23 protein-coding genes are annotated in these 24,830 nt (G+C 44.4%); 11 read left to right on the top strand and 12 right to left on the bottom strand.

Going from position 1 to position 24,830, the window contains the following annotated elements:
• Window positions 1–35 precede the first annotated feature (35 nt).
• Entirely contained in the window at window positions 36–881 is an 846-nt protein-coding gene (locus tag FHS86_RS06905) for an enoyl-ACP reductase FabI (RefSeq protein WP_429412248.1), read from the top strand.
• Window positions 882–965: 84 nt separating this feature from the next.
• On the opposite strand, the gene FHS86_RS06900 is transcribed toward FHS86_RS06905, so the two are convergent.
• The 8 genes from FHS86_RS06900 to FHS86_RS06865 all read right to left on the bottom strand — a co-directional run bounded on the left by FHS86_RS06900 (window position 966) and on the right by FHS86_RS06865 (window position 9,439).
• The gene (locus FHS86_RS06900; protein ID WP_429412247.1) at window positions 966–1,436 is read right to left on the bottom strand and encodes a hypothetical protein; all 471 of its coding nucleotides are present in this window, start codon (window positions 1,434–1,436) and stop codon (window positions 966–968) included.
• Window positions 1,437–1,672: 236 nt separating this feature from the next.
• Window positions 1,673–3,325: a THUMP domain-containing class I SAM-dependent RNA methyltransferase gene (locus FHS86_RS06895; protein WP_429412246.1), complete on the bottom strand. Its 1,653-nt coding sequence runs from the start codon at window positions 3,323–3,325 to the stop codon at window positions 1,673–1,675.
• A gap of 246 nt (window positions 3,326–3,571) precedes the next feature.
• A complete protein-coding gene (gene epsC / locus FHS86_RS06890) occupies window positions 3,572–4,513 on the bottom strand; it encodes a serine O-acetyltransferase EpsC (RefSeq protein WP_429412245.1) in 942 nt (313 codons plus the stop codon).
• The gene (cysK, locus tag FHS86_RS06885; RefSeq protein WP_429412244.1) at window positions 4,500–5,435 is read right to left on the bottom strand and encodes a cysteine synthase A; all 936 of its coding nucleotides are present in this window, start codon (window positions 5,433–5,435) and stop codon (window positions 4,500–4,502) included. The genes epsC and cysK overlap by 14 nt, the downstream gene beginning before the upstream one ends.
• Window positions 5,436–5,890: 455 nt before the next feature.
• Window positions 5,891–6,838 (bottom strand): NAD(P)H-dependent flavin oxidoreductase, encoded by a 948-nt coding sequence (locus FHS86_RS06880; RefSeq protein WP_429412243.1) that lies wholly within the window; start codon window positions 6,836–6,838, stop codon window positions 5,891–5,893.
• A 288-nt stretch (window positions 6,839–7,126) separates the two neighbouring features.
• Window positions 7,127–7,834: a vitamin B12 dependent-methionine synthase activation domain-containing protein gene (locus FHS86_RS06875; RefSeq protein ID WP_429412242.1), complete on the bottom strand. Its 708-nt coding sequence runs from the start codon at window positions 7,832–7,834 to the stop codon at window positions 7,127–7,129.
• A 13-nt stretch (window positions 7,835–7,847) separates the two neighbouring features.
• Window positions 7,848–8,522, bottom strand: a complete 675-nt coding sequence (locus FHS86_RS06870; protein WP_429412241.1) for a cobalamin B12-binding domain-containing protein — start codon at window positions 8,520–8,522, stop codon at window positions 7,848–7,850.
• Window positions 8,523–8,533: 11 nt separating this feature from the next.
• Window positions 8,534–9,439 carry a homocysteine S-methyltransferase family protein gene (locus FHS86_RS06865; RefSeq protein ID WP_429412240.1) on the bottom strand — a complete coding sequence of 302 codons (906 nt, stop codon included), beginning with the start codon at window positions 9,437–9,439 and terminating at the stop codon, window positions 8,534–8,536.
• A gap of 244 nt (window positions 9,440–9,683) precedes the next feature.
• Here FHS86_RS06865 and FHS86_RS06860 point away from each other — a divergent pair, with 244 nt between their 5' ends.
• Entirely contained in the window at window positions 9,684–10,715 is a 1,032-nt protein-coding gene (locus FHS86_RS06860; RefSeq protein WP_429412239.1) for a uroporphyrinogen decarboxylase family protein, read from the top strand.
• Between the two features lie 82 nt (window positions 10,716–10,797).
• Here the strand turns inward: FHS86_RS06860 and pdxB are convergent, their stop codons facing one another.
• The 4 genes from pdxB to FHS86_RS06840 are packed head-to-tail and all read right to left on the bottom strand — an operon-like array spanning window position 10,798 to window position 14,651.
• Window positions 10,798–11,922: a 4-phosphoerythronate dehydrogenase PdxB gene (gene pdxB / locus FHS86_RS06855; RefSeq protein WP_429412238.1), complete on the bottom strand. Its 1,125-nt coding sequence runs from the start codon at window positions 11,920–11,922 to the stop codon at window positions 10,798–10,800.
• Entirely contained in the window at window positions 11,919–12,449 is a 531-nt protein-coding gene (locus FHS86_RS06850; protein ID WP_429412237.1) for an AAA family ATPase, read from the bottom strand. The genes pdxB and FHS86_RS06850 overlap by 4 nt, the downstream gene beginning before the upstream one ends.
• Window positions 12,446–13,051, bottom strand: a complete 606-nt coding sequence (gene pnuC / locus FHS86_RS06845) for a nicotinamide riboside transporter PnuC (RefSeq protein ID WP_429412236.1) — start codon at window positions 13,049–13,051, stop codon at window positions 12,446–12,448. Before pnuC ends, FHS86_RS06850 begins: the two co-directional genes overlap by 4 nt.
• Window positions 13,044–14,651: a S41 family peptidase gene (locus FHS86_RS06840; protein WP_429412235.1), complete on the bottom strand. Its 1,608-nt coding sequence runs from the start codon at window positions 14,649–14,651 to the stop codon at window positions 13,044–13,046. The genes pnuC and FHS86_RS06840 overlap by 8 nt, the downstream gene beginning before the upstream one ends.
• Window positions 14,652–15,044: 393 nt before the next feature.
• Between FHS86_RS06840 and FHS86_RS06835 the strand changes: the two genes are divergently transcribed.
• From FHS86_RS06835 to FHS86_RS06795, 9 genes are all read left to right on the top strand, one after another.
• Window positions 15,045–17,648 carry a TonB-dependent receptor gene (locus FHS86_RS06835; RefSeq protein WP_429412234.1) on the top strand — a complete coding sequence of 868 codons (2,604 nt, stop codon included), beginning with the start codon at window positions 15,045–15,047 and terminating at the stop codon, window positions 17,646–17,648.
• A gap of 101 nt (window positions 17,649–17,749) precedes the next feature.
• On the top strand, window positions 17,750–18,907 hold the full coding sequence (locus FHS86_RS06830) for a hypothetical protein (protein ID WP_429412233.1): 1,158 nt from the start codon (window positions 17,750–17,752) through the stop codon (window positions 18,905–18,907).
• Window position 18,908: 1 nt separating this feature from the next.
• A complete protein-coding gene (locus FHS86_RS06825) occupies window positions 18,909–19,157 on the top strand; it encodes a helix-turn-helix transcriptional regulator (protein ID WP_429412232.1) in 249 nt (82 codons plus the stop codon).
• Window position 19,158: 1 nt separating this feature from the next.
• Window positions 19,159–20,130 carry an NAD(P)-dependent alcohol dehydrogenase gene (locus tag FHS86_RS06820; protein ID WP_429412231.1) on the top strand — a complete coding sequence of 324 codons (972 nt, stop codon included), beginning with the start codon at window positions 19,159–19,161 and terminating at the stop codon, window positions 20,128–20,130.
• Window positions 20,131–20,149: 19 nt separating this feature from the next.
• Window positions 20,150–21,082, top strand: a complete 933-nt coding sequence (locus FHS86_RS06815; RefSeq protein WP_429412230.1) for an NAD(P)-dependent alcohol dehydrogenase — start codon at window positions 20,150–20,152, stop codon at window positions 21,080–21,082.
• Between the two features lie 239 nt (window positions 21,083–21,321).
• The gene (locus tag FHS86_RS06810; RefSeq protein ID WP_429412229.1) at window positions 21,322–22,722 is read left to right on the top strand and encodes a DUF1593 domain-containing protein; all 1,401 of its coding nucleotides are present in this window, start codon (window positions 21,322–21,324) and stop codon (window positions 22,720–22,722) included.
• 564 nt (window positions 22,723–23,286) lie between these two features.
• Window positions 23,287–23,508 (top strand): hypothetical protein, encoded by a 222-nt coding sequence (locus FHS86_RS06805; RefSeq protein WP_429412228.1) that lies wholly within the window; start codon window positions 23,287–23,289, stop codon window positions 23,506–23,508.
• Window positions 23,509–23,631: 123 nt separating this feature from the next.
• The gene (locus FHS86_RS06800) at window positions 23,632–23,967 is read left to right on the top strand and encodes a helix-turn-helix domain-containing protein (RefSeq protein WP_429412227.1); all 336 of its coding nucleotides are present in this window, start codon (window positions 23,632–23,634) and stop codon (window positions 23,965–23,967) included.
• Window positions 23,968–24,122: 155 nt separating this feature from the next.
• Window positions 24,123–24,734 carry a YbjQ family protein gene (locus FHS86_RS06795; RefSeq protein ID WP_429412226.1) on the top strand — a complete coding sequence of 204 codons (612 nt, stop codon included), beginning with the start codon at window positions 24,123–24,125 and terminating at the stop codon, window positions 24,732–24,734.
• Window positions 24,735–24,830 lie beyond the last annotated feature (96 nt).

Genomic DNA, 24,830 nt, shown 5'->3' with positions numbered 1-24,830 from the left:
TCAAACCGGTACAGTAAGAACCAAAAAATAAATTCATGAGTTGTAATTTACTTGAAGGCAAAAAGGGAATCATTTTTGGCGCCCTGAACGAATTATCGATTGCCTGGAAAGTTGCAGAAAAAGCAGTAGAACAAGGAGCCGAGATTGTTCTGACCAATACACCAATGGCCATGCGAATGGGAGAAACCAACCAGTTGGCCGAAAAACTGAATACCATTGTAATTCCTGCCGATGCGACCAATGTTGATGATATTGATCAGCTGATCACCAAGGCCATGGAGCATTTTGGAGGCAAATTTGATTTCATTCTGCACTCCATCGGCATGTCGCCCAATGTACGCAAAGGGCGTCATTACAGTGATCTCGATTACAATTATCTGAACAAAACACTCGATGTTTCGGCTGTTTCGTTTCACAAAGTAATACAAACGGCACGTAAGCGCGATGCCATTAACCAATGGGGATCGATCGTTGCCCTGAGTTATGTGGCAGCACAAAGAACTTTCTATGGCTACAACGACATGGCCGATGCCAAATCGTTGCTCGAATCGATCGCCCGCAGCTTTGGCTACATTTATGGCCGTGAAAAGAATGTACGCATCAACACCATTTCTCAGTCACCTACCCCCACCACCGCCGGTCAAGGTGTGAAAGGCTTCGATCATCTGCTCGATTTTTCTGAGAGAATGTCGCCCTTAGGCAATGCTACTGCCGATGAATGTGCCGACTACTGCCTGACACTTTTTTCCGATTTAACCAAAAAAGTTACCATGCAGAATCTCTTCCACGACGGAGGTTTTTCCAACATGGGCATGAGCCTGCAAGCCATGCAGCAGTACAACAAAAGCTTTATTTATGATCAGGAACATCCGTTCGATTAAGTATAATTTGCAAAACTATTGAACGTAAAAAGGGGACGCTGCAATGGCATCCCCTTTTGCTTTCGAGAAAATTTGCGAAATGTTTTATCCAAAAAGCAACGGCATGAAGCAGGCTACCAACCCCAGGTATTCTTCTACGGTCTTGTCCTTCGATGTAAGCACTGTTTGATTCACAAACTGATCATAATTGACCAGGCTCATTACTTCACGTTTTTTCAGGCTGCGCTTGTCCGAATCGATCAGTTCAACACCAAAGCCGCCTCCGGGCTTTTTGGCATACTGAATTTCGAAATGATCGTTGCGAACCATGAAACAACACTGACTGTCGCTTCCCGGGGAATAAAGTACCTGGAATTTTTCACTGCTTCCTGAATACTGCAAATCCCAGGCACGATAGGCAACATTGTTGATTACTACAACATTGCTCGATTCGGTAAGGGTATAGGTACCAAAATCGGAAAGTGTATTTCCTTCCAGCCGATCGGTATTTGCCATTCCCGAGCTTGAAAACAAGGCAAACATTACAAGTGTTAAAACGAATACTGCATTTTTCATGACTTTTTAAGTTTAAGTGTTTATATGGCTTTAAAATTGTTCGTCCGAAACAAGCAGTTTATTGCTTGCTGTTTCGTCGGATGTTACACTGTATAGGTCGTTTCAGAACGATGAAAGTTACACGAAAGTACCCGCGAGTCGGCCAACGACCATTATCGCAGGTTAAACAACCACAAAAACCGGTGAAGTGCAGTACAAAAAAAGGACTGCCGTAATTGGCAATCCTCTTTTTATGTTTATTCATTGTTTGTATCCTTATCGGGGAGTTTTCCCTTTTCTATGCGTTTTCGACGCGGAGCCTGTGACGACTTTTGTTCACCTTCACTGCGCTTAGGCTTGAATTCACCTTCACTTCGTCGGGGTTTAAAATCACCTTCACTGCGACGAGGTTTGAAATCACCTTCGCTGCGACGGGGTTTGAAATCACCCTCACTGCGACGAGGTTTAAAGTCTCCTTCGCCACGTCGGGGTTTGAAATCACCTTCACTACGACGCGGTTTATAGTCTCCTTCGCTACGACGGGGTTTAAATTCACCCTCGCTGCGTCGGGGTTTGAAATCACCTTCACTACGACGGGGTTTAAATTCACCCTCACTGCGACGCGGTTTATAGTCTCCTTCGCTACGACGCGGTTTATAGTCACCTTCACTACGTCGGGCTTTGAAGTCACCTTCGCTGCGACGCGGTTTGAAATCTCCTCTTTCGTTGCTTCCTTTATAGGAACCACGCTGTTGGAAATCTTGTTTACTGGCTTTTTTCGATCCTTCGTACAACTCAAACAAGCGGAAACTGCATTCGAGCGGACCGTTGTACATTTTTATTTTCTGTGAAGGACGCAGACCTATGTTTTTAAATCCGGCCTCAGAGCTGCTGAACACCCAGGCTTTAAAGCCCGAAAAATGCTTTTTGAGCTGATCTCCGATCATGATGTACAAAGGTTCAACCATGCGCTCACGCATCCGTTCACCGTAGGGTGGATTGATAATGAGCAAGCCAGACTTGCTTTCGGGCTCAAACTGGGCAAAATCCTTCTCCGCAAATACGATGTCTTTTATAACACCCGCACTTTTGGCGTTCTTTTCCGAAACCTTGATGTTGATGGGTGAAATATCTGAAGCATAGATTTTATGTTCGAACTCGCGCTCATAATCGGCATTATAGATTTCCTCAAGCAGCTCGGCGTCAAAATCCTTCCACTTTTCGAAGGCAAATTCCTGACGAAACATGCCCGGAGGTATATTTCGTGCAATGAGTGCCGCTTCAACCGGAATGGTACCCGAGCCGCACATGGTGTCGTAAAAATCGGTCTGACCTTTCCATCCTGCAATTTTCAGAATGCCGGCCGCCAGCACCTCACTCATCGAAGCTTCGTTTTGCCCCACACGATAGCCGCGTTTGTGTAAGGACTCACCTGAGCTGTCGAGCGAAACGGTCAGTGTATCGCTCGAAGCATGTACATTGATACGGATATCGGGATCATCGGCATTGACCGACGGACGCTTTTTGAATTTGCTTCTGAACTGATCAACAATGGCATCCTTCGATTTCAGGCTCACAAACATCGAATTGTTGAAAGCTTCTGAATTGACCGTGCTGTTAATAGCAAACGATTGCGAGAGGTCGAATATTTCGCTCCAGTCAATTTGATAGACACTTTGATACAGGTCATTCGTATTTTTAACCTTGTATTCTCCTATTATCCGCAACACCCTCAGGGCAGTGCGACAGCAAAAGTTGGCCTTGTACAAAAGCTCTTTCGTACCGGTAAACTTGACCCCCCTTATCACGGTTTCCACATCTGAAGCCCCCAGCTCCAGTAACTCTTCTTTTAAAACCTCTTCCAGACCCGGAAAGGTTTTGGCCAGCATTTGAAATTTTTCAGAACTCATTCAATCGTCAGTTTCAATCTCACTAATTAAGGCCCCAAATATCTGTAAATATTTCTATTATTAACCCCTAATCGGACTGAAAATCACAAAATTTTATATCCAGGCCCAATAAAGAGAAGGAAAAAGAAGATAAGATACAGGATATAAGTCCCTTCGTCAGGCCTGTAAATGTTAAATGAACCAACATTACAACGAAGCACCTGAAACGGGCTTCACCATTCAATTCCTCATCTTATTTAGTTACTTTCAGATGCCTGCACCATCAACAAAGTTGGCGCTTCGTGCACGCATTTGTACCACTTTCGAATAAGGAGGCAGGTTATTGGTTACCCACACGTTTCCGCCAATCACCGAATCGTGCCCGATGGTAATACGCCCTAAAATGGTGGCCTGTGCATAAATAATTACATTGTCTTCGATAATCGGATGCCTTGGAATGCCTTTGATTGGGTTTCCCGCTTCGTCGAGCGGGAAACTTTTGGCACCCAGTGTCACCCCCTGATACAGCTTCACATTGTTGCCAATGATGCAGGTTGCTCCAATAACCGTTCCGGTACCATGATCGATGGTAAAGTAATTGCCAATCTGTGCCCGTGGATGTATGTCGATGCCTGTTTCGGAGTGCGCCATCTCGGATATCATACGCGGAATAAGCGGCACTTCAAGCTGAAGCAGTTTATGGGCAATGCGGTAGCTCGAAATGGCCCTGATGGCCGGATAACAAAAAATTACTTCTCCTCTTCCCTGCGCTGCCGGATCGCCCAAAAAAGCAGCTTCAACATCGGTCGATAAAATTTCTCGCAGTTCAGGTAAAAAGGAAATAAAGCCAGCTGCCTTTTCCCTTGAGAGCGCAATGTATTCCTCCATCCGATCGACATGAATCTTTTGTTCACTGCACGAAAAACACATACCCGCCAGAATCTGCTCGCTCAGCAACTCAAAAATCTCATCAACGTATACCCCCATGTAATAATTGATGGCCTTCGGATGCAGGGTGGTATTGCCAAAATAACCAGGGAAAATAATTTCCCTGATTTTATTGACCAGTATTCCCAGCTTTTTTGTCGATGGCATCGGCTCGCCTGCCTTGTGTTCATGACACAACGAACCATACGAATCTTTATTCGACAGGCCTTCTACTGCCTGTTGTAAAATTTCGGGAATGTCCTGTTTATTATTTGTTGTCATCGGTATTGTATAAAGGTGTACTTAGATAACGTTCGCCGGTATCGCAAACAATGGTCACGATGGTTTTGCCTTTGTTTTCGGGTCGTTTCGCAATTTCAAGGGCAGCAAAGACATTGGCCCCCGACGACATGCCCGATAAAATACCTTCTTCAAGCGCCAGCCTGCGGGCGTAATCAAAGGCCGTATCATTCTCTACCTTAAACACCTCATCAATAATTTGGGTGTTCATAATTTTCGGAATGAAACCTGCACCAATGCCCTGAATTTTATGGGGTCCGGGGTTCCCGCCCGAAAGCACCGGCGAATCGGCCGGCTCAACAACCACCGCCTTCAGTGAAGGTTTTTTCTCCTTCAGCACTTCGCCTACTCCCGTAATGGTTCCGCCTGTTCCGGCACCTGCAATAAAAATATCCACAGCACCTTCGGTATCAGCCCAAATCTCAGGGGCCGTCGTTTTACGATGGTATTCAACATTGGCTTCGTTCTCAAACTGCATGGGTATAAAGGCATTGCCCATTTCACCGGCCAGTTCATTGGCTTTGGCAATGGCCGCCTTCATTCCTCCGGCAGCAGGAGTCAGGTGCAATTCGGCTCCATAGGCTTTCAATATGGCCCTTCGTTCGGGCGACATGCTCTCGGGCATCACCAAAATCAGCCGGTAGCCTTTTACTGCGCAAATCATGGCCAGTCCAATTCCGGTATTTCCACTGGTAGGCTCAATCACCACCGTGTCGGCATTGATCTTACCCTGCTGTTCGCCTGCAGCAATCATGGCGGTAGCCAGACGATCCTTTACCGATCCACCGGGGTTCATACTTTCAAGCTTTACATACACCCGGGCATCAATCCCATCGGCAAGTCGGTTTAAACGCACCAAAGGCGTTTTCCCAATCAATTGTGAAATGTCATTTACTTTGCTCATAATAGTAACTAGCTATTGGTTTATAAAAAACAACGAAAATCAAGGAAATAAAAAATCTGAGTGCAGAGCCGTTTAACGGCAACAACAAGGCATACAACAACAGCAGTTGCAGAAAGTTGAGATGATATGGAAGTGAGTGCTGTTCATTGTGACCGTAATAATCGATAAAAAAATGGATTTATCAAACTAAACTTCTTAAGAAAACAAAATAACAACAAATTGTTCACTTACTTTTTACATTTTTTATGGGGGCTACGGTCTCCGCCTCCAAGTGCTACCTGGTGTTAACTGCCTGCGCTACGCACCAAAGGGAGCTCCCTCTGGTCGCTCCTTTTGTGCTGCTTCGGCTACTTAACACCAGGCACCAGCTTTCCGCCTCCGCCCTGCCCCGGGGCACTGCCATGCCCTGTTTAAAGCAAAAATCGAGGCACAGAATAACTGATGACGCAGTCGTCTTATTGGATCTCCAGCGAAGCCATTCGGCGATAAACAGCACGGTATTCATCCAGCAGGCCCTGCATAATTTCGCTGACCGGTTTTATTTCCTTAATTAGTGAGGCCACCTGACCAATTTCAAGTTCGCCTTCATTGAGTTCACCTTCAAAAATTCCTTTGCGGGCACGTCCTTTGCCCAGTAGTTCGCGCAATTCATCAACGTTGGCACCGCGTAATTGTGCCTTTTCCACTTCTTCGAAAAATTGGTTTCTGATTAAGCGCACGGGGGCAAGCTGTTTCAATGTTAACATGGTTCCGCCTTCACCGGTTTCGATTACCTTTTGTTTAAAAGCTTCGTGGGCCGACGACTCTTGCGAAGCGGCAAAGAGTGAGCCAATTTGCACCCCGTCGGCACCCAGCGCCATGGCTGCATACATCTGCTCACCGCTGCCAATGCCGCCTGCTGCCAGCAAGGGCAGCGATGTAGCGCGCCTTACCGATGGAATCAGCGCCATGGTAGTGGTTTCTTCTCTTCCTTCATGACCACCGGCCTCAAAGCCTTCAGCCACAATGGCATCGACACCCGCTGCTTCACTTTTCTCAGCAAAAGCAGCACTCGAAACCACGTGGGCCACAGTGATACCGTGGTCATGAAGAAACGAAGTCCATTTTTTGGGACTCCCGGCCGAGGTAAACACAATTTTTACCCCTTCGCTTACGATGATGTCCATAATGGCTTCCTGCTCGGGATACAGTAGCGGCACATTCACGCCAAAGGGCTTATCAGTCGCCGCTTTTGCCTTGCGGATATGCTCCAGCAAGGTTGGCGGATGCATCGATCCGGCCCCAATTAAGCCAAGTCCTCCGGCATTGCTCACGGCACTTGCCAGCCGCCAGCCACTGCACCACACCATTCCTCCCGCAACAACGGGGTATTCTGTTCCAAATAGTTTTTTGATTGCTTCCATAATGCAAAGGAAAGAAGAATGCCTGATTATTGAAATACAGACCCTGCTTAAATGTTGAATGATCAGAAAAAATAAGGCTGTTGCAGGGATTACAACAGCCTCTTTCACTAACTAATTAAAATTTTCTATGAAAAACTTCCACTTTGTAACAAGCAAAAAACGGACTGCCTGAACATGGACAGTGCAAATAAAGCAAAAAGTACGCTTTACGAAGTGGAAATATTGATCGAAACAGGAAGCGAAATTCTCAAAAGGAAGGCGATTAACACAGGATTCAATCACCCTTGTTTAAGCGTGCAAATTTCTCCTTCTCATTATGCAATGTTGGTCATTGCACAGGCTGCACTTGTAATTTACTTTCTTCATTTTACTGCCAGCACCTATAAAACCACTTACCGATTTTACCGGCGACATCAACGATGAATTGTTGAGCCTGATGGAACAGCTACCCTCATCAAAAAGTGCAAACAATTTTGACTGATCGCTTACCGGCCAATTGCAGTAGCCCGGACTAAAACGCATGCTGCATTGCAAGCCAAGAGCAGCAGCACTTTTTTCAATTTCAGCCTGAAGGCAATCGGCCGTTGCTTCAGCCAGTTCTGAACCAATCAGATCAACAATCAGGCCCTCGAGTGCATTGCCTTCGGTAAAAGCAGCCTTTGAAAACTGCTCAACCTCATGCCCTATGCTTACGGCAAAAACCGCAAGCAGCTCTGTTTTCTTCAACATGCCACTGACGGTCTTCGCCGTTGAAAATTGAGCTCCTGCTACTTCAATACGCTGGTTCACAACATCAATCAACGGATTTTTGTACCAGTGGACCCACCCGGCAGGTTCAGCCAACAGCTTGCATTCCATCATCAGCTGGTCAATCAACCGATCAAGATAGTCATCACTGTCGGCAGCTTTCATGGCCATTCCTTTCAGAATTTGCTCACGATCGACTTTTAAGGCAGCACCGCTGAAACTGAATTGCTCCGTTTTCCTGCTTTGCATCATTCGCAATTGATCAGGCCACAAGGGAATTCAGATAACTTACCGCTTCCTGAGGTCCGGCAGCATAGGCATTTGCCCCAATTTCATTGCAGAAATCTTCGTTAACAGGAGCACCTCCGATCAGAAGTTTCACATCGGGATGTTTTTCATGAATCTCGGCAACCGTTTTCTGCATATTGCCCATGGTGGTGGTCAATAAGGCGGAAAGACCAACCACAGCACCCGGATGCGCTGCAATGGCATCGAGAAACTTTGCTGTATTTACATCGACCCCCAGATCAACAATCTCCCAACCGGCACCTTCAACAATCATCGCCACCAGGTTTTTGCCTATATCGTGCAAATCGCCCGATACGGTACCGATAATCATTTTTCCTTTTCGTTTGACCTGCCCCGACTGGAAATATGGTTTTAAATGTTCCATGGCTGCATTCATGGCCTTGGCCGAAATCAGCATCTGAGGAACAAAAATCTTCTTTTGAGTAAACTTCTCTCCCACCTTGTCCATGGCTGCAATCAGTGCCTCGTTCAAAATCACATTGGGTTCAATTCCCATGTCGAGCGCCTGCCGGGTCAGTTCATCTGCTCCATCCTGATCCTTCATGGCCGGTGGATAAGGTGCTGCCTTGTTTACTTTTCCAAACTCTACACATTCCGATAGTTTGCTTAAAATTTCCTGGTTTTGCATATCAATTAATCTTATCTGGTTTTTTTTTCTTGGTAGTTGTTAACGGCTTGAACAATTTGTTGAATGTGTGCGGGAGTTGTGCCGCAACATCCGCCAATAATATTGGCACCCGCATCGAGTAATTCATTGACCCAGCCGGCCATTTGTTCAGGACTTTCCAAATAATGTGTTTCACCATTGCGGTACACGGGGGCTCCGGCATTGGCATGAATGAGCAGGGGAAGCTGAGTTCCCGTACTTCGTATTTCCTTTGCGATGGCAATCATGTTTTCAATCCCGTTTCCACAGTTGGCGCCAATGATGTGTGCACCGGCAGCTGTCATGGCTTCCACCATATCGGCAGGTGAAACCCCCATCATGGTGTGAAAGGTGCCATCGGGCCCCGCATCAAAGGTCATGGTACAAATGATCTCACAACTGGTATAATCGCGGGCTGCACTCACCGCTGCCCGGGCCTCATCCAAATCGGTCATGGTTTCAATGACCAGGGCATCGGCTCCACCGTCGGCAAGGGCTTTCGCCTGAATGGCAAAGGCCTCATACAATGCTTCGTAGCTCACATCGCCCATCACCAGCATCTTGCCCGTTGGCCCGATCGATCCCAGCACATGCTTGTCGGGGCCGGCTGCTTTGCGCGAAATAGCTGCCGCTGCCCGGTTAACTGCTTCCACTTTGTCTTCAACTCCAAACATCGACAGTTTAAACGATGAAGCACCAAAGCTGTTGGTTTCAATCATGTCGGAACCGGCATCAATGTAACTCCTGGCTATTTCATACACCTGCTCTTCATGGTCGAGATTCCACATTTCGGGACATTCGCCGGGCTTCAGCCCTTTTTGATGCAGAAAGGTTCCCCACGCTCCGTCGGATACCAGAATTTGTCCCGATCTGATTTTTTCAGCTATTGTTGTCCTCATTTGCTTCGATTTTGCTTACAGTTTTACGAACGACACCGACAAAACTAAAAGTTTTCGATGTAAACGTTTTCAAAATAAATGAAAATTAGCCAAAATAAGTCCACCTGTGGTGGAAAAGCTGAATAAAATAGTGGAAGTATTGGTATTTCAGGGAAATTGAAGCACTTTCGTTATGAATCGCCTGTATTTTGTTTTATCTTCAAATGACCAAAATTTAATCACGATCAACTAACAAAATCAACTTATGACCGATCAACAATGGAACGACTTAAAAGCCATCATCAGCGGAACCTACACAGGCAGTCTGCAAACTGGCTTTATCATCGACAGCCCCTGGTTGCCCAACTGGTACGGCATCAGCCTGCTCGATTATTTTTCGAGCGATGAGCAGTGGTTGAAAGCCAACCTGAAAGCCATTGATTCCTTCCCCGACGTAATGTTTTTACCGGGTTTCTGGAGCGAATACGGGATGTGTACCGAACCTTCGGCCTTTGGTGCCCGCTCGGTTTTTTATCCCAACGAATTTCCCTTTGCCGACAAAGTGATTCATGCACCCGAAGCAATCGATACACTTCGAACACCCGATCCTCAAACCGATGGTTTGTTGCCCTTTATGCTCAACCGTTTAAAGCTTTCCAGAACAATTTTGGAAAAAAAAGGACATAAAATCCGCTTCTCGGTTTCGCGGGGACCACTCAACATTGCATCCTTCCTGATGGGCACTACTGAATTGCTCACTACCATGATGATGGATCCCGACAGAATACATCGACTGATGCGCATCATTACCGACTTTCTGAAAGAATGGCATCGTTTACAACGCCAGAAAATCAGCGACATAGAGGGAATCATGATGCTCGACGACATTGTCGGCTTCATTGGTGAAGATCAGTTTCTTGAATTTGGCTTCCCTTATTTGAAAGAATTGTACGATGTTGACTGCCCGGTCAAGTTCTTCCACAACGATGCCGATTGCAGCATGTCGGTGAAACACTATCCTGCAATGGGCATAAACCTGTATAACCCGGGACTCGATCTCACGATCGACGAAATCCATGAAGCCACCAATCATCAGTTGGTAGTGCTCGGAAGCCTGCCTCCCCGCGATGTGCTTGCAGCCTGCACGCCCGAGGAAGTTTACCGGCAAACGGTAGAGCTGCTTGCTTCGGTAACCGATCATTCAAAGCTGATTGTTTCGTGCGGCGGAGGAATGCCTCCGGGAGTCAGAAGTGAAAACATCAACGCGCTGCTTCAGGCGGTTAAAGACTATCAATAAGCAAAAAAGCCACACAGCATAAGTGCTTGCTTATTTTGTGTGGCTTTTCTTTCAAAAACAGCGTTGATACGCCCGATAAAAATTACCTGATCTGAAAACCCAACTGACTTAAAAGCCTTGCAAGCGCTTCGTCAACCTCACTAAATTCAAGCGTAAAAACCGGAAATTCACGCCTTAGCGGATAATCGCCCCTTTGCTTCTCAAATGTTTCGGGAGACTGTTTCAGTCGTTCACTGTCTTCCCAAATGGGATAAGTGGCCAGGATGGCTTCACTCACGATTTCCTGTTTCGTTTTATTTTTACCGTTTAATTTAATATTCGTTTCCGAAGGCAATTCTACGTTTTCACATTGCCAGTCATCGATCCCCAGCTTAAACCTGCGGCTGAGGGCCTGAATGCTCATGCTGGTACCATTGGCCTTTCCGTCTTTCGAATAGCCTGCAATATGAGGTGTTGCGATGAAAGCCTTTTCGAGCAACACGCGGTCAATGTCCGGCTCGTTCTCCCAGCAATCGATAATGGCTTCCGAAATCACGCCATTTTCAATGCTGTTGAGTACTGCAGCCGTATCCATCACTTCGCCCCGCGATGAATTAATAAAAATCAGCCCTTTGCGACATCCCTCAAAGAAAGCAGCATTGGCCAGATGAAAGGTGGCATCGGCACCTTCGCGGCTAAGCGGTGTATGAAAAGTAATGATGTCGGCTTCGTCCTGAATTGTTTCCAGCGAAACAAAACCATCGTCGCCCTCTTTCCGCTGGCGAGGCGGATCGTTCACCAGCACCTTCATGCCAATGAGGGCAGCCAGACGGGCCACTTTCGACCCCACATTGCCGGCTCCCACCACACCCAGTGTGAATTCATCGAGTGGCAGCCTTCTGCTTTGTGCCAGGTGATGCAAGGCCGCCATAATGTACTGTGCCACCGACCAGCTGTTACAACCGGGCGCATTGGTCCATTCGATGCCTTTTTCGGCACAATAAGCTGTGTCGATGTGATCGTATCCAATGGTGGCTGTGGCAATCATTTTCACCGAAGAACCTTCGAGCAGCCCGGCATTGCAACGGGTACGAGTACGGGTGATCAGGGCATCGGCATCGCGAACCACTTCAGAAGTGGTTGCCTTTCCTGGCAAATAAAGCACTTCGCCAAAGGCTTCGAGTGCGCCTTTGATATAGGGTATCTTATCGTCGATTACAAATTTCATCTGTTCAGTTGTTTTATTTGTTCTACAATTTTTATCGCATTCGCCAAACGGGTCTCATCGGTTCCGCTTACAAGCGTGTAGTGGAAGCCGTAATGCTCCAATTCCATAAGGTAACGTTCATGCAGCAATTTACGGTTTTCTCCGCCATTTTCCCTGAGTGGATCATCAATCCATGGCATGTCAATATCACAAAGCAAAAAATGATCGATGTTACTTTCCGCTATGGCCTGATCGAGCCACACCGGGTGTTTTTGATAAACAAAATCGAACCACACCTTGGTAATCAGCAGCCAGGTATCAAAAAAAACAAAAGGGCTGTTCGTACCGATGGCCGCTTCCTGCTGAATTTGCATGCGTGCAATGTTTTCAATATCGGCATAACTGTAATGATGGTCGAGTTGTTGCACGTAGGTTCTTGCCAGCTCAGGAATCCAAATGCTGTTGAAGTGCCGGGCCAGGCCTTCGGCCAGGGTACTTTTCCCGGTTGATTCGGCACCGGTGAGTACTATTTTTAATGATGCTTTCATGCTGCTTGTTTCTTCCTGCTTCGTTTCCATTCAACATAACCCCACCAGGCCGCAGCAGTGTAAATTACAAACATGACCGAAGTTGGATACAAACCTTTGTAAAGATAGAGTATGAGAGAAACAAAATCGACTACGATCCAAACAATCCAGTGCTCAAGAATTTTACGGGCAAGCATCCAGGTGGCTACAATGCTGAAAGCCGTGGTAAAAGCATCGCCAAAAGGAACGGGCGAATCGGTGTAGTATTTGAGTACCGCGAAGATGCCCAGCCAAAGGATGAGCGCAACAAGCAACAAGCGCCAGGCCTCTTTCACACTAAGCAAAGTCACGGGCAGCTCCTCGCGGCCATGCCCTGTTTTCTTTCCCTTCGACCATAAAATCCAGCCATAAATACTTACCCATACATAGTAAACCTGGAGTACCATGTCGGCATAAAATTTCGAACTAAAGAAAACATAAATATAAAGCAGTGAAGTCAGCAGTCCCAGCAACCAGGTCAGGATGTTTTGCCTGATTGAAAGAAAAACATAAGTTATTCCGAGAAGGGTACCTGCAACTTCGACCCAGTGAAGGGCCAGCCATTGTAGTACCTGATCACTCATTAACCCTGCCTTTAAGTATGGCTTCGTATTTGGCCGGTTGATTCAACAATTCCAAAGCCTTAATGATTTCATCATCATCACCATTTACAACTTCGTAATACTCACTCGAGTTCCACAGGTCACGGGCGATGATTGCCTTCAGATGACGTTTGGCATGGCTGCCAATAAATTCAATGGATGCTTCGTTTCGTTCAATGCCTTTCTTGTCACCTGCTTCCCATAAAGCTTCCAGTAAATCATCTCCAATCTCGAATTGTTCATTGAAGGCTTTAAAGGTCGTATAGGTTTTTTTCATTTCATCGCGATGGGAATCGACGTAATCAATCACGAACTGATTCACAACACTCCGTCGCAACAACTGGTTGTAGTATGCGTAATTGGCCGAGGTATCAAGTGGAATAAATACATCAGGGATCACCCCGCCCCCGCCATATACATTTCGTTTCGAAATCAGCGTGGTATAAATGAGTGAGTCGTTAACGGCAATACTGTCCTTATTGAATAATTCTCCATGCGCCAGGCGCTCGGCATAATCGTTTCGATAATCATCGCTGCCTGCTTCGTAAGGTTTTTGTATGCACCGGCCACTCGGGGTGTAGTAATAAGCAGTGGTTAGGCGAACCATCGAACCATCACCCAGGTAATACGGCTGTTGTACCAATCCTTTTCCGAACGAACGCCGGCCAATAATGATGCCCCGGTCCCAGTCCTGCACAGCACCCGAAACAATTTCACTGGCCGAAGCCGATCCGCCATCAATCAAAACGACCACCCGCCCTTTCAGAAATTCACCGTTATAAGTCGCTTTGTATTCTTTCTTTGGATTTTTCAGGCCTTCGGTAAATACAATCAGCTTGTTGGCATCGAGAAACTGATCACTGATTTCGTAAGCCGATTTCAGATAACCTCCCCCGTTTCCTCTTAAATCGAGCACCAGGTTTTCCATCTCATTTTCTTTCTTCAGTTCTCTGATGGCCGATAAAAACTCCTGGGTAGTGGTTGCCGAAAAGCGGTTCAGCTTGATGTAGCCGGTTTGCTTATTTAACATGTAGGAAGCATCGAGACTGTAAATTGGAATCTTATCCCTGATAATTTCAAATTCAAGCAATCCTTTCTCATCCTTCCTCATTATTTTCACGCTGACCAGGGTTCCCTTTTTACCCCGCAAACGATCGAAAACCATTTGATTGGTCAAACCAACGCCGGCCACCAATTCATCGTCGATGAACAAAATACGATCGCCGGCCTGCAGGCCTACTTTTTCAGAAGGGCCACCTGGGATGGTTTGAACAACCATCAGGGTGTCACGCAATATGCTGAATGATATACCAATTCCATCGAAACTGCCCTGCAGCGGTTCGTTCATCTTTTCAACCTCTTCCTTCGAAATATACACCGAATGCGGATCGAGCTCACTCAACATATTAATAATGGCCGCCTCGGTTAGCTTTTCCATGTCGGTCGAATCGACATAGTAATTATCTATCAGTTGCAACATCCGGTTGAACTTGAACGATTGATTTTGTACATCCTGTGCCGACACGTTGTAACCCATCAGGAGCAAGGTCATCGCCAGAAAGCTTTTTATAAACAGTTTCATGGATATTTATTTAATTAATCAGTGGAATAAAGCCAAACAAAGATAAAAGGATTCACAGCAGATTCAAATCCAAACAGCAAATAGTGCCACAAATTACAGAGTTATTCCTATTTATTAACAAACTACTAACTATCATATTGAGCTAATTCAATATTTACTAAATTAGTCATCGTTGTAAAATAAAGTGTTGCCAAAAGAACCTTTGGAGGGATTAGCGTCAGACAAATTTTTTCCAATTCGGTAACAATGCGTTAATGTAGTGTTCGAAAACAATTACTTATTTGCAGGCACTTTAACAGATCAGTAAAATGAAAAACAAACAGCACCAATACAACAACTTAAATCCAAATCAATTCATAATTAAACTTCAAAATTTCACAAAAATTGATGAAAATGAAAAAAATGATTAACCGCATTGCTTTCATTGCAGTGCTAACACTGCTTTCATTTGCAGGTTTTGCCCAGGGGCAGCTCAATGGCAAAATTATCGATTCGGAAACGAATGATGTACTCCCGGGCGCCAACATCGTCTTGCAGGGTACCACCAACGGAACCATCAGCGACTTCAACGGCGAGTTTACTTTAACCGTTCCGGCCAATACCGGTACCGTTGTGGTATCGTTCCTTGGTTACGACAGTCAAAACATTTCTTTCGACTTAAGCCAAAAAGCCAACCTAGGAACTGTTTACCTAGCTCCTAACTCGCTGGCCATCGAAGGGATTGCCATTATTGGATCGGGTGTAATCGACCTGAGTAAAGACCGCATTACCCCCATCGCTTCGTCTGTGGTAAGCAAGGTTGAAATCCAGTCGAAAGCAGTAGGAAATGTTGAGTTTCCAGAAGTGATGAAAAATACACCCAACGTATATGTGGCCAATCAGGCCGGAGGTTTTGGCGACAGCCAGATGTTTTTGCGAGGTTTCGACCAGTCGAACACCGCCTTTCTCCTCAATGGTCAGCCCATCAATGGCATGGAAGATGGTAACATGTACTGGTCGAACTGGGCCGGCATGTCCGACATAGCCAATGCAATCGACATTCAGCGTGGTCTGGGTTCATCCAAACTGGCTATTTCATCGGTTGGAGGAACCGTTAACATCGTTACCAAAGCTACCGAACTTAAAAAAGGTGGTATGGTTCGTTTCGTTGGAGGTAACGGCCTCTTCATGAAAGGTACGCTTGCATACAATACTGGTAAAATGGACAACGGCTGGGGTATTTCTCTGCTGCTCGACCACTGGCAGGGCGATCGCAAATGGGCCGACGGAACCAAAGGTCAGGGACAAAACTACTTCCTTTCAATTGGTAAATCGCTCGATCAGCACAATTTCAACTTCCTTCTGTTTGGTGCTCCTCAATGGCACGACCAAAACTTCTCGAAAAGTAAAGAATTGTACGAAGAACACGGTCTGAGATACAACAACAACTGGGGTTACAAGGATGGTGAATACATGAGCTGGAGACGCAACTACTACCACAAACCCGTGATGAACCTTAACTGGGACTGGCAAATCAATGAAAAAGCCAACCTCTCAACTGTGGTTTACGCATCGTTTGGACGCGGTGGGGGTACAGGTCCTTACGGAAGCAGCCGTCAGTACAACATTTTTGATGAAAACGCACAAATCGACTACGATCAGGTAGTAGCCAACAACGAAGCACTTGATGGTAAAATTGGTACCTACGGAACTGCAGCAGCCCTGCGTGCTTCGGCCAACAACCACAAATGGTACGGTGCTGTTACCAACTATCAGTTCGATACCCAAAACAACCTCACCTTTAATGTGGGGGCCGACCTGCGCTTCTACAACGGTGACCACTTTCGTCAGCTGGTCGACCTGATGGGACTGAACGGCTGGGAAGACAGCTATGGCCGCTATACCAGTGGCGACTACATTGTTAGCAATACTTACGCCGCCAATCCATGGGCAGCACTTAGCAATTTTGCTCCCGAAGAAGATCGTATTGCCTACGACAACAGCGAATGGATCAACTACCAGGGCGTATTTGGCCAGGCAGAATATGCATTGGGTAACTTCTCCTTGTTTTTCCAGGGAGCCCTTTCCAACCAGTCGTACAAAAAGGAAGAACGCTTCAGTGCCGATCATGCCCAGTCGGAAACACTTAACCGCATTGGTTACAACATAAAAGGCGGTGCATCACTCGAACTGGTTGAAAACCACATTGTATTTGCCAACTTTGGTCAATATTCACGCCAGCCCTTCCTCGATAATATTTTCGAATACGGATCGATCGAAAAACGATCAAAAGAAGTGGAGAACGAAAACATTACCGGCATTGAAGTGGGTTACGAAGCCAGACTTGGTGATAAAACCACATTGAATCTGAACGCCTATTCAACCAAATGGGCCAACCGCTTCCTGGGATCAAGCGCCGAAGACTATGTAACCCTTTCGGGCGACACCATTGCCGATGCCGGCATCCGCATGTTCAATATCGGACAAAATCATCAGGGGCTTGAGCTCGAAATTAGTACCTACATCACCAGTAGCTGGAAAGTACGTGGTTTTGCCACTGTGGGCGACTGGAAATATTCGGGAAAAACCCCGGTTGAAGTCCTCGACCAGAATGCCAACAGCGAAGTGGTCGATGAATTTGAAATCGATATTACCGGCACCCGGGTTGGCGAAGCGCCGCAAATGTCAGCCGGACTGGGAACTTCGTACCGTGTTGGCAACCTCCGCGTTTGGGCCGACCTGAATTACTACGACAACCTGTATGGTTTTGTCGATGTGGAAGACATGGCCCTGGCTTCGCTTAGCGGCGAAACCTACGAAACCGAAAAGCTCGAAGGCTACATGCTCATCGATGCCGGTGTTTCATATACCCTCCTTTCGAACCAGAACGGTGCCCTGAAACTTCGTGGAAATGTATATAACCTGTTGAACAGCGAATACATCAGTCGCAAAGACAACTATGGCTATTTCTACGGAAACGGTACCACCTTTAACTTTGGTCTGACCTACGAATTCTAGGATCATCTTACAAATAAAAACATGCTAAAAAGGCCGTCCCTAACCGGATGGCCTTTTTTTTGCCTGAAAAATCAAGATGGAAAAAGTCATTAAAAAAGTCATTGGTCATTAAGGAAAAAACCGATCAGTGCAGAGAACAACTGCCTTCCATTGCCTCCTATCACCTTCCATCGTTTTCTATCGCTTTCTATTGCCTCCTATCGCTTTCCATCGCCTTCCATCGCCTTCTATCGCTTTCCATCGCTTTCCATCGCCTCCTATCGCCTTCCATCGCTTTCCATTGCTTTCCATCGCTTTCCATTGCTTTCCATCGCCTTCCATTGCTTTCTATCGCTTTCCATTGCCTTCTATCGCTTTCCATTGCCTCCTATCGCCTTCCATCGCCTTCTATCGCTTTCTATTGCCTCCTATCGCTTTCCATCGCCTTCCATCGCCTTCTATCGCTTTCCATTGCTTTCCATCGCCTTCCATCGCTTTCCATTGCCTCCAATCGCCTTCTATCGCTTTCCATTGCTTTCTATCGCTTTCCATTGCCTCCAATTGCCTCCTATCGCTTTCCATTGCCTTCTATCGCTTTCCATTGCCTTCTATCGCTTTCCATCGCTTTCCATCGCTTTCCATCGCTTTCTATTGCCTCCTATCGCCTTCCATCGCTTTCCATCGCCTTCCATTGTTTTCCAAAGCTGCTGAATGGGGAGATGGAACGAAATAATCGTCTCAAAACAAAAAAAAATGTACAAAATACATTACATTTAGAAAAATATACTTTACTTTGTGTCGAAAATAAGTTACTAACATTAAATTTTACAGCCATGCACAGTAAAGAAAAACAAACACTGGTCACCTTAATCAGTTCGATGCTGGTAATGATCATTTATGCCATCTATGTTTATCAACGACAGGTAGTACCAGAACCTGAACTCATCAACAATCTACAATTCTGGGGCAAGTCATTTCTGCTTTTTATTCCCGTTGCAATTGTTGCAATGATTGTTGTTCACATCATTTTTGCCATTATTAACAAGATGGTAACCAATGAAGATTTGAATGATGTTGAGGATGAAAGAGACAGACTAATTGAGTTAAGATCGGTTCGCATTTCGCATTGGATTTTCACTGCCGGATTTCTGCTGGCCATGGCATCGCAGGCTATTGGGATGCAAACCTGGGTAATGATGGTAACTTTTATCTTGTCGGGCCTGGTATCAAGTCTGGCATCCGAACTTGCCAAAATAATCATGTACAAAAGGGGATTTTAACATGGCCAAGGAATTTATATCAAACAACATTCGTAAACTTCGCTTTATGAACGATGAAATGACCCAGCAGCAATTGGCCGATGCCGTAAGTGTGTCGCGACAAACAATTGTGGCCATCGAAAAAGACAAATATTCTCCCTCGCTGGAGCTGGCCTTCAGAATTGCTCATGTTTTTAAAACTCCCTTTAACGAGGTATTTCAATACGATCCGGCAATCGATCCGGTTTGGACAAAGAAAAAAAAGATTTAAGATGAAGGCAGTAGTTTATACCGCGTATGGCGGTCCGGATGTATTAAAACTAAAGGAGATACAAAAGCCTGTCCCTGAAAAAGATGAGGTATTGATTAAGATACATGCCAGTACAGCCACAGCAGCCGAGGGAATGATGCGCAGGGGCGATACCTTAATGAGCCGGGTTGTACTCGGCTTTGCAAAGCCTGCCAGAAAATATCAAATACTGGGTTTAGAACTGGCTGGTACGATTGAAGCTCTTGGTAAAAATGTTTCTCGTTTTGAAGTGGGTAAAAAGGTGTATGGTTTTACCGGTTTTAAACCCGGAGCGTATGCCGAATATATCTGTATGAACGAAAAAGCATCGTTGGTCAGGATGCCGGATAATTTAGGTTTTAATGAGGCCGCATCAGTTGTCGATGGTTCTACTACAGCCTACTTTTTCTTGATTAAAAAGGCAAAAATCAGGGCAGGACAAAGGGTTCTTATCATTGGTGCCTCGGGCAGTATCGGGTCGTATGCAGTTCAGCTGTCAAATTACCTGAGTGCAAATGTAACCGGGGTTTGCAGTACAAAAAACATCGCGATGGTTCAGAATTTAGGTGCTAAAAGGGTGATCGATTATACCAATGAAGATTTTACTCAGGAAGGCATAACATACGATGTGATTTTCGATACCGTTGGAAAAAGTTCTTATTCGGAATGCAAACCTGTTTTATCCAAAAGAGGAATTTATCTGGCAACCAATGGCCGCTTATTGGCCAATCTGTACCTGAATGTACTAACATCCTTGCGAAAAGGAAAAAAGTTCATTTATGCCATGTCGGTAGATAAAAGAGAAGCGCTTAATTACATCACCCCGTTGCTCGAAGAAAAGAAAATGCGCCCTGTTATTGATAAAGTCTATCACCTGGAAAACATTGTTGAGGCACATCAATATGTCGAAAGCGGACATAAAAGAGGCAATGTGGTCATTCAAATCATAAATTAATCAAGTGAAAACACAAAAAATGAAAGCAGTACTTTGTACGGCTTATGGTCAGCCTGAAGTGCTGAAATTTGGCGATGTAGATAAACCTTCACCAAAAGAGAACGAGGTTTGCATCAAAATACATGCAAGTGCAGTAACAAACAGTGATATTTTCGTTCGCAGTTCGGAACTGCCCCTTCGGTACAAAATTCCGATGCGCATGATGCTTGGAATCAGAAAACCACGAAAACCAATCCTGGGACTGGTATTGGCTGGTAAGGTCGAATCGGTTGGAAAGGAAATAAAACAACTGAAGCCGGGTGACAAGGTGTATGGTGTAAGCGGATTTGGTTTAGGTGCCTATGCCGAATACAAATGCATGAAAGAAAACGATTCAACTTATGGCTGCTTGTCGCGAATGCCTTCAAATGTTAGCTACGAAGAAGCTACAGCCCTGGCTTATGGTGGTTTATTGGCGCTGCAATACCTCGAAAAAGGAAACATTCAAAAAGGTGACAAGGTGGCAATATATGGCGCATCAGGTACTTCAGGAACACTGGCAGTGCAATTGGCAAAACACCTTGGAGCTGAAGTAAGTGCCATTTGCAGTGAACAAAATTTTGAACTGGTAAAATCACTGGGCGCTGATATCGTTTGGGATTATACAAAACAAAATACCCTGCCCGAAGGAACACGATACCATTTTATGTTGGATGCTGTTGGCCGTTCTAAAACTTCAAAATTAAAAGTTGCCTGCCGGAAGGCGCTTCTTTCAAAAAAGAATTATGCCTCCATCGACGATGGTGATTTGAAGTTAATCGCGCACCGGCTCAATCGGGTTCGCGAACTTACAGAACAGGGTGTACTAAAACCGGTACTTGACCGAAGCTATCCAATTGAGGAAATTGTAGCCGCCCATCGTTATGTGCAACTGGGACATAAAAAAGGAGGAGTGGCCATCCGGATGTGGTGATAAAGTGCTGTTGACCAATTTGCAGGCATTCGTTTGATGTGCCTGGCCCCACCCTGTTGAAAACGACGGTGAGTCGGGCTCTTTGTACTTAATTCCAAAGGGATTGAATGATGATTGACGGGCTTAATCAATCGCCTTCAATCTTTTTTTCAATCTATTCAATCTCTTCAATCTTTCTTCAATCCATCCCTCATACAAGGATATTTATTACATTTATTGACTTTACTAAATAAAGAGTTATGATTTTTAGATATTGGATATTGGGAGTATTCATCTTGATGATGATGCCGGTACTTGCTCAACAACATCAGAGCAAAGAAACTTTAAAACCTCGTATTGTTGTGCTTACCGATGTTTCCACATGGGAAACTGATGATAGTGAATCTCTGGTAAGGCTTCTGGTACATGCTGACATGTTTGAAATTGAAGGAATAGTTTATACTACCGGTTGGAGCCTTGAGGAAACCCGTGATGACTTTTTTCAATTAATCCATGATGCCATTGATGCCTATGAAAAGGATTTACCAAATCTCATGAAACGTTCTAATCAGCCAGACTTTCACGAAGATGAATCTCAGCAGACCATCGGATATTGGCCAAGTCCGGATTATTTAAGGCAACATAGCGTATTTGGAAGTAAAAAAAGAGGAATAGATGAAATCGGAAAAGACAATATTTCCGATGGTAGTAATTTAATCATAAAATCAGCGGATGAAAACGATGACCGCCCCTTATGGATACTGCTTTGGGGAGGTGGAAATACATTGGCGCAAGCTATTTGGCAGGTTCAGAATGAAAGAAATAAAGAGGATTTAAAGGCTTTCCTGAATAAAATACCGACTTACGCTATCACCGACCAGGACAGGTCATATAAGGGTGGCACTCCTTACAACATAAGTTCTCACCAATGGATGAGAAAAGAATTTGAAAAAGACTTATTATTCCTGTGGGATGAGTGCGCATGGAAATATCAAAATGGTACAGGAAGGGAAAATTGGGATGAATATGCGCTCCACATACAAAATCACGGAAATCTTGGAAAAATTTATCCAAAGTACAAGTTTGGAGTTGAAGGGGATACCCCGTCATTCCTTCATGTAATGCCAAATGGATTAAGTAATCCACTTGTTCCAAATCAGATTAGCTGGGGCGGTTATTTTGAATGGGGTATTGGCCCGGATGATTCCACCTTTGCATACACGAATCATCATGGAAAAGCTTATGAGCTTTGCAATAAGTATGAATCATATTTTTATTCTGCCACCTTTAATAATTTTGCCGCCCGAATGGATTGGGCATCTGAAGGTAAAGGAAATCGAAATCCAATAATTGTTCTAAATGGAAAGGAAGGTATTGACTTGCTTCCTATCGAAAAGAAACAAGGTAAAACAATTGTGCTTGATGCCTCCAAAACTTTCGACCCGGAAAATGACCAATTGACATTTAAATGGTGGATAATGCCAGAAGCAGGCACTTACAAGGGAGAGCTCACGATTCAAAATGAGAATGCAGATAAAATTGCATTTAAGCTCCCCGCTGATTCGGCTGGTAAAACAATTCATGTGATCTGTGAAGTAAAAGACAGCGGAGAACCAGCACTAACAAGTTATCGACGGATTATTATTGCACCCAAAAAGTAAAGCTGAATTAAAGAAATTAATAGTGGCTTTACTGCTTGTGAACTAATCCCCTGCTCTTCCGAGTTTACAGAAGACTGGCAATAGTCTGGTGCAAAGCATCCTTGTCTTAAAAGCTAACATCAATATTCAGCCGGGTTCGGGCTAAAGCCCGCGAGTGTTTATGCAATACTAGCCCGTCAGCTGAAGCTGACGGCCATTCAAAGCGCTGGCAGCTTGTTCCTGAGAACCGGAAACTATTCATTAAGCCGCATCTTGATACTTGATACCTGATACGCTGATACCACCTTGCACGCCCCAGGCTAACTATTCCGGAACCAGCCATCCACCCGTTCCGGTACAATAGGTCTCCTACCACCAGCCGCTCTGCTTCATTTCCATTGTTTTGGCCTTCGTGGTTAAATTTTCGCTTCACGAAATGTATGCTCCCCATAATACGGTGGTGAATATAAAATGACGACAATGTGAGGAATACAAACATGTTAACCCCAAGTTTATTTTTGCAGCCTTACAGTTAGATTTGTTTCCCAATAAAGAAACTTTTATCTTTGACTAAAGAATGAGACAATGATCGAAAGATTTAAGATCGAAATATTAGAAGATGCAGCTGATTTTCTTGATAAACTTGATATGAAATCAAGAGATAAAGTTATCTACAACATCACTAAAGCCAAATTTTCAACAAACAAAGAGTTGTTCAAAAAACTTAAAGGAGATATTTGGGTATTTCGAACTATATTCAACAAAACACATTCTAGACTATTAGCAATTTTAGGACAAGACAGATGAAATGCAGACGATTGTGGTAACAACACACGGATCTGTCAAAAAAACGGGAAAAGTACCACAGCGCGAGATTGATAAGGCAGAACGGATACGGAAACAATATTTTGAACTTAAAAGACAGAGACAATGAAAGACAAAGGACTAAAATCTTATAGCTTAGACGAAATTACAGATAAGTATATCGGAAAAATTGGCACACCCAAGCGGGATGAGTTTGAAAATGAGCTCAGACTTGATTTAATTGGAGAGGCAATCAAACAAGCGAGAAAAGAGAGAAATTTAACTCAGGAACAACTTGGCGAATTGGTAGGAGTAAAAAAAGCCCAGATTTCAAAGATCGAGAATAGTTTAACAGATGCCAGATTTGAAACAATAATCAAGGTTTTTAAAGCATTAAATGCCAAGGTAAATTTCAATGTTGAGTTACTCAATCAGACAGTAGATCTAACACAAATAGATTAAATTTCCTTTGTGTTGGCCTTCGTCGTTAAAATTCCACTTCACGCTTCATATCGATCCATTCACTCATCAAATCCGTCCATTTACATAATATATTTTAAAATATCTTTAAAATTCGTTTACTTAGAAGTGGTGAAGGCGCACAAAAATCATTAAGGATGAAAGATAAAATTATTGTAACGACTACGAACTCAATTGAAGGAGCATCTATTATCAACTACCTTGAATTAATTTCCATTAATGTTGTGGTAGGTACAAATATATTTTCAGATCTAGGAGCTTCATTTGTGGATTTATTTGGAGGAAAATCGAGTTCATATCAAAATAAGCTACAAGGGATCTATAAAGCTGCCTTAGATAAACTTAAAGCAAAAGCTAACGACCTGGGAGCAAATGCAATAATTGGATTAAAAATAGATTTTGATGAAATTTCTGGAAAAGGGAAATCAATGTTCATGATTTCTGCTTTTGGTACCGCAGTCAAGATCATTCAAGAGATAAATCCGAATTCAATCATAACCGATTCTCAAGCACCAATAACTTCGGAAACTTTAAAGAGTGAAGTAACAAGGAGATTAATAATTAAAAAGGTTACAGAAGACAAACTCCCTAATGAGAAAGACTGGGAATATTTATTTAATTCCCCAATAATCGAAATTTCAGATAAACTTTTAACCACATACATCTCCTATTCAAAAAGTAGCGAAACCGTTTTTCACAAAGACGAGAAACTACTAATGGGAAACATCTCAGAATACTTTAAAACTTAGATGAGATAAGTGCAATTAACATCCTATACAATTACATTGAAACTGAATCAGAAGCTATTCTAGGTATTATAAAAAATGGAATGTTGTTCTCAAGTT

The organism is Roseimarinus sediminis, assembly GCF_050433125.1.
Classification (GTDB): Bacteria; Bacteroidota; Bacteroidia; order Bacteroidales; family Prolixibacteraceae; genus Roseimarinus; species Roseimarinus sediminis.
This window is presented reverse-complemented; position numbering and strand designations above follow the sequence as displayed.